General features: G+C 66.7%; 13 protein-coding genes. 7 read left to right on the forward strand and 6 right to left on the reverse strand.

Translation table 11 applies throughout. From position 1 onward, the window contains the following. The first annotated feature begins 88 nt into the window (after window positions 1–88). The 4 genes from AAGT95_RS15530 (at window position 89) to AAGT95_RS15545 (ending at window position 3,766) form a co-directional block, all read left to right on the forward strand. Complete coding sequence (locus AAGT95_RS15530) at window positions 89–1,078, forward strand: DnaJ C-terminal domain-containing protein (RefSeq protein WP_110600033.1); 990 nt, start codon at window positions 89–91, stop codon at window positions 1,076–1,078. Then, window positions 1,075–1,380 (forward strand): chaperone modulator CbpM, encoded by a 306-nt coding sequence (locus tag AAGT95_RS15535; protein WP_110600031.1) that lies wholly within the window; start codon window positions 1,075–1,077, stop codon window positions 1,378–1,380. Before AAGT95_RS15530 ends, AAGT95_RS15535 begins: the two co-directional genes overlap by 4 nt. Before the next feature lie 202 nt (window positions 1,381–1,582). Next, window positions 1,583–2,266: a nucleoside/nucleotide kinase family protein gene (locus AAGT95_RS15540; protein WP_110600029.1), complete on the forward strand. Its 684-nt coding sequence runs from the start codon at window positions 1,583–1,585 to the stop codon at window positions 2,264–2,266. A gap of 69 nt (window positions 2,267–2,335) precedes the next feature. After that, entirely contained in the window at window positions 2,336–3,766 is a 1,431-nt protein-coding gene (locus tag AAGT95_RS15545; RefSeq protein ID WP_110600027.1) for a sugar porter family MFS transporter, read from the forward strand. Between the two features lie 74 nt (window positions 3,767–3,840). Here AAGT95_RS15545 and AAGT95_RS15550 read toward each other — a convergent pair whose 3' ends face one another. The 3 genes from AAGT95_RS15550 to AAGT95_RS15560 all read right to left on the reverse strand — a co-directional run bounded on the left by AAGT95_RS15550 (window position 3,841) and on the right by AAGT95_RS15560 (window position 8,814). After that, window positions 3,841–4,764, reverse strand: a complete 924-nt coding sequence (locus AAGT95_RS15550) for a ketopantoate reductase family protein (RefSeq protein ID WP_110600025.1) — start codon at window positions 4,762–4,764, stop codon at window positions 3,841–3,843. Window positions 4,765–4,790: 26 nt separating this feature from the next. Then, entirely contained in the window at window positions 4,791–6,803 is a 2,013-nt protein-coding gene (locus tag AAGT95_RS15555; RefSeq protein ID WP_342594411.1) for a DNA topoisomerase III, read from the reverse strand. Window positions 6,804–6,900: 97 nt separating this feature from the next. After that, complete coding sequence (locus AAGT95_RS15560) at window positions 6,901–8,814, reverse strand: hypothetical protein (protein ID WP_110600021.1); 1,914 nt, start codon at window positions 8,812–8,814, stop codon at window positions 6,901–6,903. A gap of 121 nt (window positions 8,815–8,935) precedes the next feature. Between AAGT95_RS15560 and AAGT95_RS15565 the strand changes: the two genes are divergently transcribed. After that, the gene (locus tag AAGT95_RS15565; RefSeq protein WP_110600019.1) at window positions 8,936–10,756 is read left to right on the forward strand and encodes an SEC-C domain-containing protein; all 1,821 of its coding nucleotides are present in this window, start codon (window positions 8,936–8,938) and stop codon (window positions 10,754–10,756) included. A gap of 18 nt (window positions 10,757–10,774) precedes the next feature. Here AAGT95_RS15565 and AAGT95_RS15570 read toward each other — a convergent pair whose 3' ends face one another. Next, complete coding sequence (locus AAGT95_RS15570) at window positions 10,775–12,229, reverse strand: AmpG family muropeptide MFS transporter (protein ID WP_110600017.1); 1,455 nt, start codon at window positions 12,227–12,229, stop codon at window positions 10,775–10,777. A 367-nt stretch (window positions 12,230–12,596) separates the two neighbouring features. Between AAGT95_RS15570 and rfaH the strand changes: the two genes are divergently transcribed. After that, complete coding sequence (gene rfaH / locus AAGT95_RS15575; protein ID WP_110600015.1) at window positions 12,597–13,133, forward strand: transcription/translation regulatory transformer protein RfaH; 537 nt, start codon at window positions 12,597–12,599, stop codon at window positions 13,131–13,133. Between the two features lie 179 nt (window positions 13,134–13,312). Continuing rightward, the gene (locus AAGT95_RS15580; RefSeq protein WP_110600474.1) at window positions 13,313–13,828 is read left to right on the forward strand and encodes an FKBP-type peptidyl-prolyl cis-trans isomerase; all 516 of its coding nucleotides are present in this window, start codon (window positions 13,313–13,315) and stop codon (window positions 13,826–13,828) included. A gap of 17 nt (window positions 13,829–13,845) precedes the next feature. On the opposite strand, the gene AAGT95_RS15585 is transcribed toward AAGT95_RS15580, so the two are convergent. Together AAGT95_RS15585 and AAGT95_RS15590 are read right to left on the reverse strand one after the other, a co-directional pair. Continuing rightward, a complete protein-coding gene (locus AAGT95_RS15585) occupies window positions 13,846–14,451 on the reverse strand; it encodes a lytic transglycosylase domain-containing protein (protein ID WP_342588717.1) in 606 nt (201 codons plus the stop codon). A gap of 14 nt (window positions 14,452–14,465) precedes the next feature. After that, a complete protein-coding gene (locus AAGT95_RS15590; RefSeq protein WP_110600013.1) occupies window positions 14,466–16,175 on the reverse strand; it encodes a proline--tRNA ligase in 1,710 nt (569 codons plus the stop codon). Window positions 16,176–16,294 lie beyond the last annotated feature (119 nt).

The following is a 16,294-nucleotide window of genomic DNA, read 5'->3' on the forward strand; positions in this document are numbered from 1 at the left end:
CTGAAAGGCGGCGAATCCTGCTATAACGGTAGTGACCGGTCGGCAGGGACCTGCGGCCGATCATCGATCTGTTTCCCGGGAGTGCGGCATGGAGTTCAAGGATTACTATGCGGTACTGGGCGTGGAGCGGGATGCCGCCCAGGACGAGATCAAGCGCGCCTATCGCAGACTGGCGCGAAAGTATCACCCCGACGTCAGTCAGGAAGCCGATGCCGATGCCCGCTTCAAGGAGCTCGGGGAGGCTTACGAGGTGCTGAAGGATCCCGAGAAACGCCTCGCCTACGATCGGGTCGGCCAGGGCCAGCGGGCCGGCGAGGACTTTAGCCCGCCACCGGACTGGGATGCCGGGTTCGAGTTTCGGGGAGGCGGTTATACCCAGGAGGGCTACTCCCAGGAGCAGCACGCCGCCTTCAGCGATTTCTTCGAATCGCTGTTCGGCCAACGTCGAGGGCCGGGCCCGGGGTTCACGGGTTCGAGCGGCGACCCCGGCGGCAGGCGATATCGTGCTCGCGGGGAGGATCATCACGCCAAGGTGTCGATCGCGCTCGAGGATGCCTATCGCGGTGCCGTGCGCACTCTCACCCTGCAGAGCGGCGAGCTCGATGAGCAGGGACGAGTCCGACCGCGTCAGCGGACCTTGAAAGTCCGGATTCCGAAGGGCGTGAAACAGGGCCAGCGAATTCGCCTGGCCGGCCAGGGGGAGCCTGGCATGGGCGGCGGTCCGGCGGGGGATCTCTATCTGGAGATCGAGTTCGAGTCGCACCGGCGCTACCAGGTGGAGGGGCGCGACGTCACCCTGATCCTGCCCGTGGCGCCCTGGGAAGCGGCACTGGGCGCGACGATCGCGGTGCCGCTACCCGAGGGCTCGGTGGAGCTGAAAGTCCCGGCGGATTCCCAGGACGGGCGGCGCCTGCGGCTCAAGGGGCGGGGCATTCCCGGCGAGCCACCGGGCGACTGCTACGTGGCCTTGAAGATCGTACTGCCGCCCGCGACGAGTGACGATGTGAAGGCGGCCTATCGCCGGTTGGAAGCGGTGGCGAACTTCAACCCCAGGGCGGCGGCGGAGGAGACACCATGACCATCCACGATCTCACCCAGGTCCCGGTCGACAACCTCGACGAGACGCCGGTTCTGACGCTGGGCGAACTGTGCCGGACCTGTACGGTACATGCCGAATGGGTCATCGAGCTGGTCGACGAGGGCGTCATCGTTCCCCACGGTCGCCGACGCGAACAGTGGCGTTTCTACGGTGCGAGCCTGCATCGCGTCAGGGTCGTCCAGCGTCTGCAGCGCGATCTGGGGGTCAATCTCGCCGGCGCGGCACTGGCGCTGGAGCTGATGGACGAGGTCGCGCGATTGCGTCGGCTAGCCGGCGAGTGATCCTTCGACTGGATTCCTCGACTCGAGGCCATGACGGCACCTCGCGACACTCGCCGGGATGAATCCGGTGAGTGTCGTTTCGTCGTCCGACGCCTGATGTCGGTAAGTTTACGACTTGGGTCGTGTCGCCGATAGACGACTCTCATCATCAAAATGAGCGTGCTACGCTTGTCGTCACTCCCGGCTGTCCAGCGATTCCCCAATGCGTATCACCACCACCGAGACGCGGACGCTATCGATCGATATCGACCCGCTCGTTCTCGAGGCCGCCCGTCGCTTAATCGATTCATCCCAACGCCGAATTCTCGGCCTCGTGGGAGCGCCCGGCTCGGGCAAGAGCACGCTCTCCGACGCGCTTTTCGCCGCGCTCGGCGATCAGACCCAGATCGTCCCCATGGACGGTTTCCATCTCTCCAATCGACAGCTGGCGATACTGGACCGGGCCGGGCGGAAGGGCGCGCCGGACACGTTCGACGCGTTCGGCTATCGCGACCTGCTCAAGCGCCTTCGCGCCAGCTTCGGCGAAGAGACAATCTACGCGCCGGGCTTCTACCGGGAGATCGAGGAGCCGATCGCCGCCAGTATCGCGGTGGCGTCACCCACCTCGCTGATCATTACCGAGGGCAACTATCTGCTGCTCGAGGAAGAGCCGTGGCCGCAGGTGCGGGAGATGCTGGACGAAGTGTGGTTCCTCGATGTCGACCGTGAGCTGCGCGAGTCCCGCCTGATCGCCCGCCACCGCCAGTTCGGGCGCACCGAGCGGCAGGCGCTGGAGTGGGTTCGCGCGACCGATGCGCCCAATGCCGCGCGCATCGAGGCCGTGGCCGGCAACGCCGACCGCCAGCTGCGGTGGAGCGGCAGCCGGATTCGATTCAAGGACGTGTAGCAATACCTGTCGTCATCACTCGAGCTGGGCGACTCAACCTCCAGGACGCCCGATTTCAAGGAGAGAAGCATGAATGCAATCGCTGCCGCCGGTCGCGGCCCGAAGCGCAAGGGGCTGGTCGTGATGGTGTCGGTCGTGGCCGCACTCGGTGGCCTGCTGTTCGGCTATGACACCGGCATCATCGGTGTGGCGCTGCTCGGGCTGTCCAAGCAGTTCGCGCTGGACGATACGCTCAAGCAGCTCGTCACCGGCGCGATCATCCTCGGTGCCATCGTTGGCTGCGTGGGTACCGGACGGCTCTCCGATCGGCTGGGGCGCCGCTGGACGATCGTACTGGTCGGCGCGGTGTTCATCGCCGGCTCGATCCTGTCGGCGGCCTCGACCAGTGTCGGCATGCTGATCGCGGCGCGATTCATCCTCGGGCTCTCCGCCGGCAGCGCGACGCAGATCATCCCGGTCTATATCGCCGAGGTGACGCCGCCGGAGCACCGCGGCAAGCTGGTGGTCATGTTCCAGTTCATGGTGGTGTTCGGCATTCTCGTCGCCTATCTGGTGGGCTACGGCCTGGGCGAGCAGTGGCGCTGGATGTTCGGCCTGGGCACCGTCCCGGCGGTGATTCTGATGCTGGGCATGCTGGTACTGCCGGAGAGTCCGCGCTGGTTGGTGAGCAAGGGGCGTGAATCCGAGGCGCTGGGTATCCTCGAGCGGGTGCGTGCCAGCCGCGAGGGGGCGCAGTCGGAGATGGCCGAGATCAAGGAGGTGTCGGCGCGCCCCGAGGGCTCCTGGCGCGATCTGTTCCAGCCGTGGATTCGTCCGGCGCTGGTGGCCGGGGTGGGGATCGCGATGTTCTCCCAGATCACCGGCAACAACGCCCTGATCTACTACGCGCCGACCATCCTGAGCCAGGCCGGTTTCGGCGACAGCGCCTCGGTGCTGGCGGCGATCGGCGGCGCGGTGCTGATCAATCTGGCGACCATCCTGGGCATTTTCCTGGTCGATCGGATCGGGCGGAAACGCTTTCTGTTGTGGATGGTCCCCGGATCGGCGGTGGCGCTAGTGATCATGGGGATACTGTTCGTGGGCGGTGCGCCCGAGGATGCTTTCAGCCAGTACGCCCTGGTGGCCTGCCTGGCAATCTACATGGCGCTCAACTGCAGTTTCGGCGTCTGCCTGTGGCTGATCAACGCCGAGGTCTATCCGCTGTTCGTCCGCGGCAAGGGGGCCAGCATGGGGGCGTTGAGCCACTGGGTCTTCAACCTGCTGGTGACACTGACGACGCTGTCGCTGATCAGCGCGCTCGGCACTTCCGGCACCTTCTGGCTCTATGCGGTGATCACCACGATCGCGCTCGTCTTCATCGTCCGCTACGTGCCCGAGACGATGGGGCGTTCGCTGGAGGAGATCGAGAGCGATCTCAAGGCGGGCGTCTTCTTTCCGGCGGACAAGTCCCGGGGCGATTCGAAGCGGTCATCGGTCGAGGCGACGAGCGCCGTCGAGTGACAGCGCCGCGCCACGCTCGGATAGCCAACGGGGCCGGTCGCGATGACCGGCCCCGTCGCTTACGCCACTACGGTCTATCCAGATGCCGCGCGCCAGAGCGCCTGGAGTTCGGGGGTGTCGAGGCGATGGCGAAGGCTTGCCTCGACCAGCGGCCCGAGGATCGCGTCGTGCTCCGTGGGGCGATTGGCGAGCACATCCTGGAGCATCGATGAGTGATTGGAGGCCGTGGCTTGAATCACGCCATCGATTAGGGCCTGCCAGCCCTGCGGCGGTGGCGGTACTTCCTCGGCCTGCATGATACGTTCGATCTCGGCCACCAGCGCCGTGACGCGTGGTCGAAACGCCGGCCGGGCCAGGGCGCCGTTGGGAACGCGGTGATACGCGGTCAGCGGGTTGATCACCGCATTGACCGCGAGCTTGTGCCACAAGCGTCGCCGAATGTCTCGGCAGGGTATTGCGGCAATGCCCGCCTGGCCAAGCCGGTGGGCGACGCTGGTCGCCAGCGCGAAGTGACGGTCGGCGAGATCGCCGATCCAGGTCGTCCCCGTGGCGGCATGCACCACGTCCGGCGAATGAGGGCCGGGAGGCGGGCGATAGGCGGCTTCGGTGGTCGAGGCGCAGAGGACCGGCCCAGTCCAGCGCTCGCTGATAGCGGGTTGTGCCCTAAATCCGTTCTGCAGCAGTAGCAGCGGGGTGGCCGATGCGAGCCGCGGTGCCAGGGCATTCAGCGCGGCCATCGCATCGTGGGACTTGGTCGCCAGTACCACCAGCGTCGGGGCGGCGGTGCCGGTTCGATCGGCCGCCCAAGCTGTCGTTGGTTGGCGTGCCACCGCGATCCTCAGCGCTTCGCCGTCGGGTCCGCGCAGATGGATGCGAGGCTCGGCCGCCTGCCTGCCGAGCAGGACGACGGGGAATCGTCGGGCCAGTGATGCCGCGAAAAGCTGGCCCAGGGCACCGGCGCCGACGATCAACCAGCTCCCGTCGGCAGTCGACGGCATCGCGCGGGTCTCTCGTGATCGCGACGTCATGCGTCGGGCTTCCGGGCACGCCGAGCCCGGGTCGGCTTGCCTTTGGGGGTGGTGTTGGACGAACCGGATGTCGATCGACCGCTGCTCGATGAGGCGTTGCCCCGGGAGCGGCGCGCTCCCGTTCTACGCCCCGAGGCAGCCCGCTTGCCACGCTTGGGTGGCGGTGCGACCGGCGCCGTGCTCCGGGCCGAGGCCGCAAGCGCCTGGTTGAGGCGCCCGGCGTCCGCCTGGGCCAGCAGCGCCTGGAGGTCCTCGATCAGGGCGGTCAGAAACGGGGCTGGCGCGTCCTGGCTTTCGGCGATCGCCGAGAGCCGTTGCTCCCACAGGGCGGTGCGCTCGGGACGCGTCGCGGCCGGCGGCAGCGAGTCGATCAGCGCATGGCCGGTGCGCGTGGCCCTGATCGCTTTTCCATCGCGGATCAGATAGCCCCGCGTCAGCAGCGTTTCGATGATGCCGGCACGGGTCGCCTCGGTGCCGAGGCCATCGGAGTCGCGCAGCGTGCGCTTGACGGCGGGATCCTCGACGTAGCGCGCGATGTTCATCATCGCCTTGATCAGGCTGGCATCGGTAAAGGGTTCCGGCGGCCGGGTCTCGCGAGCCTCGCAGCCGGCCTCGGTCACGCTGGCCGTTTCGCCTCTGGTCAGCGGCGGCAGGGCCGGCACGTCGTCCCGCGTCGTGAACAGCGGCTTCCACCCCGGCTCCAGAATCTCCCGCCCCTGGGCCTGGAAGCGCTCGCCTAGGAGGTCGAAGACGGCCCGGGTCTCGTAGGTCTCCAAGGCCGGGTAGAACTGGGCCAGCACGTTTCGGGCGATCAACCGGAACAGGTTGGCCTCGTCGCGGCTCAGCTTGTTCAGGTCGGCCGGGCGACCCGTGGGTGCCAGCGCGTGGTGGGCACCGACCTTGGCGTCGTCCCATGCCTTGGAACGCAGGCCGAAGTTCGCCCGCTCGGCCCACTCTCGCAACTGGCCATCGAGGCGGCAGGCGTCGGTCAGGGTTCTGGCAGCCTCCCGGTGATGCGCGGCGGGCAGGTAACGGCAGTCGGAGCGCGGGTAGGTGATCAGATGGTGGCGCTCGTAGAGTGTCTGGCAGACGTCGAGGACCCGCTTCGCCGACAGGCCGTGGCGGCGCGCAGCATCGATCTGCAGGGACGACAGTGAATAGGGCAGCGGGGCAGCCTGACGCTTGCGCTTCTGGTCGAGCTCGGCGAGATGACCCTGAGTACCCGCGAGGCGCTGCGCCAGCGCCTCGGCCGGACCTGGCTCGAGCAGGCGCCCCTGGTCGTCCAGCGGATGGTGTTCGCCGGGTTGCCACCAGGCCCTCAGCGCGCCACCCGCGACCTTCAGGTCGGCCCACAGCAGATAGAACGGCTTGGGCTCGAAGGCGGCGATATCGCGATCACGGCGTACCACCAGCCCCAGCACGGGCGTCTGGACCCGACCCACCGACAGCAGTCCGTCGAACCCGGCCTGGCGCCCGATCAGCGTCCAGGCCCGGGTCAGATTGATGCCGTAGAGCCAGTCGGCGCGGGAGCGGGCCTCGGCGGCGGCGTAGAGCGGCTGGTAGCGCTGGTTGTCCTCGAGGCTGGCGAGCTCCCTGGCCACCGCGGGTCGGTTGAGGTCCTGCACCAGCAGGCGCTGTGTCGGCCGGCTCCAGCCCAGGTGATTGAGGACTTCCTGAACCAGTAGTTGCCCCTCGCGGTCAGGGTCGCCGGCATGCACCACGCTGTCGGCCCCTTTGACCAGCTTGCGCAGGACGGCCAGCTGGCTTCGTGCCTGACTGCGGGGCACCAGCTGCCAGCGCTCGGGAACGATCGGCAGGTCGTCGAGTCGCCACTGCTTGTACCTGGGGTCGTAGCGCTCGGGCGCGGCCTGCTCCAGCAGATGGCCGAGACACCAGCTCACCACGGTATCACCAGCTTCGAGATAACCCTCGCGACGCGTCGCCTTTACCGGCAGGGCATCCGCGATGGCGCGGGCGAGACTCGGTTTTTCGGCGATGATCAAACGCATGTCGCGCTCCGATGATACTTGGGGTCAAGGCTGGATTCTGCCGTGACTTGGCGTTGCGGGAAACGCCCCGGCTCGAGAGATTGCGGTCGGTGGCGGCTTACTTCTCGAGGTGGCGGCGCGCGCGCACCAGGGCGCGATACCAGTGACGGTGGGGCGTTCCCACCGCCGGCGGCGCCATACTCAGATAGCTGACATTGGGCGTCTCGCCGCGCTCCAGGTTGACGTTGGTCAGCATCTGCAGCGTGCTCTCCCGGGCACCGTACTGGCGCTGCAGGAACGCCATCGCCTCCGGTTCCAGAGCGACCCGGTAATGTTTGACCAGCGCCAGCGCCAGCGATTCTGCCGTGCGCGACAGGTCGGTCTCGATCTCGCGAACCATGGCCGATCCCATCGCCGCTTTCGCCGCCACCGAGAGATTGGGCTCGAGCTGGCCGAAGTCCGCCGCGTTGGTGCTGTTGATGGCACGCTGCACGGCCGGGCGCGATAGATGCACGTGAGGCTCCAGGGCCAGGAATATCTCGACCGCGACGCGCTTGGCACTTTCGACGCCCACGCTGAGCTGGGTGTCTCGCTCGGCTTGCCGCAGCCGCTCCCGCAGGGTGCCGATGTTGGCCTTCTCGAGATAGCGGCCGAGCTGTTTGCAGACGACGGCCTTGGCTTCGTCGTCGAGGGCGATCGCGCTCTCGCGGATGCGCAGGCCTCGACGGCCCGGGCCGAGTCGCAGACGGGTCGAGTTGTCGGAGAGCTCGGCGCTGACCGTGTCCCAGCGCTGGGCCATTCGCAGCCGATGGGCGTGACTGCGGCCCACCTCGTTGTAGGCACTGGAGACGCTCTTGTAGAGCTTGATCGCGTTGGTCAGCACTTCTGCCTGATGGCGCAGGGTCTGGCGATCGTCGCTGCGCCCGGTATGAATGGCGTGGGCCAGCGACTGGATTCTCTCGCTCAGTTCGTCGATGGCGGCCACGCTGTGGGTCAGCAGCGCGTCGGCACGCTGCCCGGCGACACTCTCGGCGAGCGGGGTCACCGAATGCTCGACGAGGTAGGTGTTCAGGGCCTTCAGGCGGGAGAGGCCGGTGGCCTGGGCGATACGGTGCCGGGCCCGCGCCTCCTCGAGGCCGTCGAACGCCCGCGCCAGCTTCCAGCGACCCCGGTATTCGAACGACAGCACCGGTATCTTACGACCGCTGATCAGCTCGAATGCCAGGATCACCATCTCCTCGACGTCCTGCAGTGTCATCAGCAGGTCGTTGTCGTTCTCGATCGCGGCCATGACGCGCTCGATGAAGTGCTCGTCCCGGGGGACGCCGTAGCGTGGGTCCGGCGCGTGGCCTTCGAAGCGCTCCCTGAGCAGCGTGATCGCCGCCGGTGCCAGGTCGTAGAGTTCGGTGAAGCGGGGTTCGATCTCGTCACGGTAGATCTCGACCAGATCGCTGACGCGGGCATGGAGCCCGACCCGACGGTAGACGTCGATCTGGCCGATCAGGCGTGCGCTTTCGCGGTCGTCCAGCAGCTCGAGCGCCGCCAGTTCGACGCCCTCGGGCGAAAGGTCCTGCTTGCGCAGCAGCATGGCGGCGGCCTCGCGGCGTCGCGCATCGCCTTCCAGGCTTTCGACGATCAGGTTGCGCGTCGCCAGCAGCAGCTCCGGCAGCGTCTTGATGACGCGCTCGATGCGGTTCGAGGTTCGCTCCAGCCGTCGTCCGCCGGTGAGGTGATGCAGCAGGTTGGCGATGATCCCCGCCGCGCCGGTGATGACCGTGAACGAGATGAAGAAGATGTAGTTTTCCAGCGTCGGCGCCTTGCCGTACCCCAGCAGGTAGCCACCCCAGGCACCCAGCAGTGTGACGGGCCCGGCGGTCCACAGGATCTGGAGCAGACTGACGGTCCACGGCACTTTCTCCACCGCCGCGGTGATCCGCCGGATTTCATTGCGGCCTTCACGTTCCAGTCGAACCTGAGGCGCATCGCTGTCCGTCGACTGCGGAGGACGACGAAACGGGTTCGGCAAGAGCACGGGCGCTCCTCTTTGGCAGCGACGACGGGGGTTGGCGGCGGCTAAATTATCACCCCGTGGCGGCACTCGCCAGCGCTCTTGCCCGGCGTGCTAGGATGGAGCCAGAAAATGGAGGAATGCCATGCTGACAGCTTGGGTCGAACAACTGCTGGGCTTTGCCAGCGGTGCCCTCGAGGCGATTCGCGCCAATGAACACTACCCGACGATGATGGCATGGGCCCGCAGTGAGGGGGTCGAACACTGCGGCGGCAGCCTCGACCTGGCTCAGGCGCTTGCCCCCTTGATCTGGAACCAGACGCCGCTCAAGCGGCGCGACTTCGATACCGAACCGCTGGCCGAGCCCCAGCGCGACGAGCCGTGCTGGTGCGATTCGGGCCGGCTCTACCGCGACTGTTGCGCCCGCGTCGAGATGCCCAGCGTGATACCTGGGCATCTCATGTGGATGCTGTCGCTTCGCGAGTGGCGGGGCGAGACGCTGAAGGCGGCCCTGGACAGCCGCAAGGCGCCGGCCCAGGCCCTGCTGGAGGCTGGCATCGTGTCGGCGGAGAGCGGCAACAACGGCCGGGCACAGCAGATCCTGGAGTCGCTGTTCGCCGGCAACCGGGACTGGGAGGCGCTGAAGGAGCAGATCGAGCCGGCGTTCGAGATCCTGGTCGACCTCTATCAGGAGCGTGGCTTTCATCGCAAGCGGGGTGCCCTGCTGGAGCGGGTGATGGCGGAGGGCCCCGACTTCCTGCGCGGCGCGGCGCTGGAGCGGCTCTGCCTGATGCACCTGGATAGCGGGGATCTCGCCAGCGCCCGGGAGGCGTTCCAGAGTGCACAACGAACCCTGCCGGACTCGCCGTCCCTGGCCTATATCGAAGCCATGGTGCTGCTGCACGAGGGGAATGTCGGCAAGGCGCGGCAGCGGGCGGCCTTCTGGTGGCGGCGGCTGTCGCGCCAGCATCACCTGGACCCGGATCAGCTCGAATTCATTGCCGAACTGGCCGACGATCCTCAGGCGGCGCTGGCGGAGCAGGTGATTCATTCCGAAGAGGCGTTATCCGGTCCACTGACGGCACTGCAGGCGTTGCTGCACACCCAGCAGCGGCCGCCACGCCTCGCCTTGAGCCATGCCGATGACGGTGCGCTGCTGTACGAGCCCAGCGCCCGCGAGGAGTCGCTCTACCGGGGCTGGGCCGAGGCCTGCGAGGTCGAGATCGACGAGGATGCAGCGCTCGGATTTCTGGGCGATCCCTGGGTGACCGCACCCCAGTGGCTGCAGGCGCTGTGCTCGAATCCGGAATGGCTCGACGCGCCCCGCGTGATGCAGGCGCTGACGCTGGCGCTGGCCAGTCGCTTCGGTAGCCTGCCGTGGATGGTCGACACCTTCTTCACGCCGCTGGCCGAGCGTTACGGTTTCTGGCTGAGCCAGCTCGAGGACGCCGGTGGAACCTTCTCCTGGCACGACGCGGACAATGCCACGCTGCTGCGGACCGGCCTGGCGCTGGTCATCGGCATGGAGCGAGGCGCCGGCCAGGAGGCGCGCCGACTCGCCCAGCGGCTGCTGGCACTGGACGAGGAGGACAGCCTGGGCCTGCGCGAGCTGGTGATCGACCAACTGCTGCGCGAGGGGCGTGACGAGCAGGCGCTGGCGGTGAGCGAGCAGGGGCCGGAAGGCGCCGAGATGCTGGGGGTGCAGATGGGCAGGGTGCTGGCGCTCTATCGCCTGACCCGGCACGACGATGCGCTTGCCGTGCTGCGGGATGTCTACGCTTCCAATCCCTATATCCTCACCATCCTGTGCGAGGACAGGCCTCGCCCTGCGCGGCTCGGCGAGGACATGCCGGAGCCGGGGACGCGGGCGGAGGCTTGGCAGTATCGCCAACTGATGCGCGACCAGTGGGTGGCATCCGATGGTGCGCTGGAGTGGCTCTCGCGGCAAAGAACCTCCCTCGGCTGACGGCTTTCGGCGGGCCGCTCAGCGGCCCGGCTGCTCGCCTTGGCGCCCGTCGGTACCCATCGGCGGGCGCGCCTCTCTCTCCTGAAACGCCGGTGCCGGATCCCCAGCCGTCCTGCCGTTCTCGATCTCTTCGCCATCGAGTGTCGGCAGGCGGCGACTGAGCCACCAGGCGAGGGCCACGGCCGGCAGACCCAGCAGGCAGACGATGCCGAAGAAGCTGGCGTAGCCGAGGTCGGCCACCACCAGGCCGGAGAAACCACCGATGAACTTGCCGGGCAGGGTCATCAACGACGAGAACAGCGCGTACTGGGTTGCGGTATAGGTGCGCGAGGTCAGGCTCGACAGGAAGGCGATGAAGACCGTGCTGGCGAGTCCATTGGCCAGGTTGTCGCCGGTAATGGCGACGACCAGCAGCGGCAGGCTGTTGCCGCCGGTGGCGAGCAAGGCGAACAGCAGATTGGTCAGCGCCACGGCGAGCGCCCCCACGATCAGCATCCGACCAAGTCCATAGCGGACCACCAGCAGGCCGCCCAGTATCCCACCGCCGATGGTCATCAGCACGCCGAAGACCTTGGTGACACTGGCGATGTCGCTCTTGGTGAAGCCCAGGCTCAGGTAGAGCGGATTGGCCATCGCCGCCATCGAGATGTCGCTGATCCGGTAGATGCCGATGAAGAGCAGAAGCCACAGCGCCAGCCGGCCGTAGCGCTGGAAAAAGTCGCTGATCGGGCAGACCACCGCGGCGATCAGCCAGACACCGGCCTGACGTTGCCAACCGGGCCGCTGGCGACGCTGGTGCAGGAAACGCTTCACCCGCGGATGGAACAGCACCACCGAGAGACTCTGCGGACGAGGCGGCTCCGGCCGAACCAGCACGGTTATCATGCCCACCGCCACCAGCGCGGCCATGCTCAGGTAGGCCACCGCCCAGGAAGCGGCATCGGCGATATAGAGCGCACCCGCGCCGGCCATCACGATACCGATGCGATAGCCGATGATGTAGGTCGATGCCATGGCCGCCTGGATGGCCGCCTCGCCGGACTCGATACGATAGGCATCGATGACGATATCCTGGGTCGCGGCGCCGAAGGCGGTGACCAGGGCGAATGCCGCCACCAGTGGCAGGTGACCGACGGGGTCCAACCCGGAGAGGCCGAGCAGGCCACCGCCGATCAGGCACTGGCCCAGCAGCATCCAGCTGCGGCGCTGGCCCAGCCAGCGCCCGATCAGCGGCAGCCTGACGCGGTCGACGATCGGCGCCCAGAACAACTTGATCGAGTAGAGCAGTCCCACCCAACTGAAAAAGCCGATGGCGGCCACTTCGACGCCGCTGTCCTCGAGCCAGGCGGTGAGCGTCGAGAACACCAGCAGGTAGGGTAGACCGGCGGAAAACCCCAGAAACAGCAAGGTCACGACCGGGGCCCGCAGATAGACGCGCAAGGATGTCAGCCAGTCACGTGGCTCGTGTTGCATGCAACCTCCAAAGGAAACGCTGCCCAAATGTCTGCGCAGGTGAATCGCCGCGTTGCGCGATGCTGGAGCGCCAGCCCGGTCGCATCCTCACCTATAACCCCTAGGCTACGGTGGCTACGCTCCGTGCGCCTTGCGACGGAATGCCGCCCGCTTCATCCTGCTCGCCGATTTGTTCAGTGTTTCCAAGAAACCGGGTCGACCCGCCGCGGGCGGACGAGTCGGATCGAAAATGGTACGCTAGATGGCTTGTCGCGTCTGGTCCGAATGGCGCGCTGGCTATCCCGCGACAGCAGGTGATATTGCCCCGACAGCGGGCCAGACGACAGGGATTGTCTCTTTAGTGGCTGTGATCAGGAAGGATAGTGCGATGACCGGTGAGCCGACGCAGGACGGCGAGTCGCTACCCCGCTGGTACGTGATCCAATGCAAGGGTGGCGAATCGTTTCGTGCCAGCGAACATCTCGACAACCAGGGCTACGAGGTGTTCCACCCGGTGCTCGAGGTCCAGAAGCGCCGCCGTGGCAAGCTGGCCTGGGTGGCCGAGCCGCTGTTCCCGCACTACTTGTTCATTCGTCTCGATCGAATGGCCAGCAACTGGCGGCCGATCCGTTCCACCCGCGGTGTGCTGCGGCTGGTCAGTTTCGGTAACGAACCGGTATTCGTCCAGGATGCACTGGTCGAGACGCTCCGTGACCGCATCAGCGCCGACAGCCGTCGTGACCGCGCCAATGTCTACTATCGCCAGGGCGATATCGTCGAGATCACCGACGGGCCTTTTCGCGCGCTTCAGGCCGTTTTCGAAGCGCAGAAGGGCGAGGAGCGGGCCATCGTGCTGCTCAACCTGTTGCAGCAGACCCAGCGTCTCGAGGTACCCGTGAAGGCGTTGCGCAAGCACTCCTCCTGAGCATGCTCCTAGGCATCGACGAGCGGCAGCAGGACGAAGCGCAAGAGCGGCGAAAACGGATCGTGCTTGCCCTCCCGCCAATGGGCAACGCCGTGCGGGTGAGCGCGCAGATATTTCTCGGGTCCGGCGCCGGCCGTCGATCCATCGTCACAAATTCCACCTCCAACTCCGGAGTCATCATGAGTCAGCTCGCCATCGACACGTCCCATGTTGCGACCCTGCACTACGTCCTCGCGGACGAGCGAGGTCGCACCCTGGACGATTCTAGGGCGCGTCAACAACCACTCGAATATCTTCACGGCCACGGCAATCTGTTCCCGGCCCTGGAGAGCGCGCTGGCCGCAAGGCGTTCCGGCGAGCGGCTGAGCGTCACGCTGGCGCCCGACGAAACCTATGGCGAGCGCGACGAAGCGCTGGTCGGCGTGAGCTCGCGCTCGGCTTTCCCGCAGGATCAACAGTTAAAGGCCGGCCAGCGGTTCCAGGCTCAGGGGCCGGACGGGCCGCGCACTGTCACGGTGGTTGCGACCGACGATGCTCGGGTCACCGTTGACGCCAACCATCCGCTGGCGGGGGAGACGCTGACCTACGACATCGAGATCCTGGCAGTGCGCGAGGCAACGCGGGCCGAGCTGGCCAAGGGCCATCCGCTCCCGCCGGGGACGTCACACACGGCGGTCGAAGATCGTAAACGCTAGCGGAACCGGAGGTGAGGTCAGTGATCGACCCACCATCGGGTGAACCAGGCCTGCATCACCTGCTCCGGGTAGATCGTGCGGCCCAGGCTGCCGTTGTAGCGAGCCAGGGCACGGGTCCAGTCTCCCTGCTCGCGCTGGAGATAGTGCGCGAGAATGGTGCAGCCGTAGCGAAGGTTGGTATCGATGTCGTGGAGGTCATCCTGCTGACGGCCGATCTCCGCTTTCCAGAACGGCATCACCTGCATCAAGCCCAGCGCCCCGGCCGACGAAACTGCCGCGGGCTGGAAGCGGCTCTCCACGTCGATCAGCGCCAGGACCAGCTCGGGCGGCAGACCGGCACGCCGGGCTTCGGTATGGATACGTTCGAGCAGTGCCAGCCGCCGAGGCCGAGAGGGGTAAGCCTTGGGCTGTCGTCTGGCCAGCCGCGACTGCATGTCCAGTAGCCATACCTGGGCGTCGAAGAGATCCTCGAACCCGTCCGGCGCCGCCATGACCCGTGACAGGGCATCGAGCAGCGCCCGGGAAGGCGGCTCGTCGACTCCGCTCGCGGCCTGCTCCCCGGCGTGCGCGCTGGCGGCGACGAGCCAGGTCGTCGCCGCCAGCACGAGAAGCGACCGTGTCACGAGCTGGCGCCTGCTCAGGCGAACCTGGCGTCGAGGAAGTGGCGGAGGTCGTCCAGCGCCACCATGGTGACATCGCTGTCGCGACGCCCCTTGTACTCCAGCTCGCCCTTGTCGAGTCCGCGATCGCCGACCACCAGGCGGTGCGGGATGCCCATCAACTCCTGATCGGCGAACTTTACCCCGGGGCGCAGGTCGCGATCATCCAGCAGCACGTCGATGCCGGCAGCGGTCAGTTCCTGATAGAGCCTGTCGGCGGTGTCGCGAACCCGGTCCGACTTGTGGGCGTTCATCGGCACGATCGCCAGCTGGAAGGGCGCGATGGCGTCGGGCCAGATGATGCCGCCGGCGTCGTGATTCTGTTCGATGGCCGCCGCCACCACGCGGGTGATGCCAATGCCGTAGCAGCCCATCCACACGGTCGCCGGTTGACCGCTGTCATCGAGAACGGTGGCGTTCATGGCCCGCGAGTACTTCTGACCGAGCTGGAACACGTGGCCGACCTCGATGCCCCGGGTGATCGACAGCGTGCCCTTGCCATCCGGCGATGGGTCGCCTTCGACCACATTGCGCAGATCGGCGACGTCCGGCAGCGGCAGGTCCCGCTCCCAATTGATTCCGAACAGGTGGTGATCGTCGACGTTGGCACCCGCACCGAAATCGCTCATCAGGGCGACGCTGTGGTCGACGATCAGCCGCAGCGGTAAATCGACCGGCCCCAGGGAGCCGGGGCCTGCGCCGACGGCGGCCCGAATCTCCTCCTCGCTGGCCATGGTCAGCGGCGCCGCGACGAGGTCGAGATTCTCGGCCTTGATCTCATTGAGCTGATGATCGCCACGTACCATCAGCGCGATCAAGCCGCCATCGGCGGCGTGCACGATCAACGTCTTTACGGTCTTCTCTATCGGAAGATCGAAGCCTTCGACCAGTGCCGCGATCGTGCGAACGCCGGGCGTGGGCACCTGGCGCATGCTCTCCTGCGGGGCAGCGCGCTCGGCGCCCGCAGGCGGCAGCGCTTCGGCCTTTTCGATATTGGCGGCGTAGTCCGAGCCGGTGGAAAAGACCACGGCATCCTCGCCGGAGTCGGCCAGCACGTGGAATTCGTGCGAGCCGGTACCGCCGATGGAGCCGTTGTCGGCCAGCACCGGACGGAAATCGAGGCCCAGGCGGGTGAAGATCCGGACATAGGCGTCGTACATGCGCTGATAGGAAGCCTTGAGCCCGGCTTCGTCGGTATCGAACGAGTAGGCATCCTTCATGATGAACTCGCGGGAGCGCATGACGCCGAAGCGCGGGCGGATCTCGTCGCGAAACTTGGTCTGGATCTGGTAGAAGTTGGTCGGCAGCTGCTTGTAGCTGCCGATCTCGCGCCGCACCAGATCGGTGATCACCTCTTCATGGGTCGGGCCCACGCAGTAGTCGCGCTGATGGCGATCCTTGAGGCGCAGCAGCTCGGGGCCATATTCGTCCCAGCGGCCGGACTCCTGCCATAGCTCCGCGGGCTGTACCGCCGGCATCAGCACCTCCTGCGCACCGGCCCGATCCATCTCCTCGCGAACGATGCGCTCGACCTTGCGCAACGTCCTCACACCGACTGGCAGCCAGGTGTAGAGCCCTGCCGTCAGGCGCCGGATCATGCCGGCTCGCAACATCAGTTGGTGGCTGACGATCTCCGCGTCCGCCGGTGTTTCCTTGAGGGTCGAGATCTGTAGTTGGCTGGCACGCATGGGGTGTTCTTTCCTGTATTCATCAGCGTCAAGCGGAACGCGGCATATGCTCGATATGGCGAGATCTGCAGTCAATCATCGGGCGGCCAGTATAGAGAGGGGAGCCGCAGGCAGGAAAG

The sequence above is a fragment of the Salinicola lusitanus genome, assembly GCF_038648475.1.
In the GTDB taxonomy this organism is placed as follows: domain Bacteria; phylum Pseudomonadota; class Gammaproteobacteria; order Pseudomonadales; family Halomonadaceae; genus Salinicola; species Salinicola lusitanus.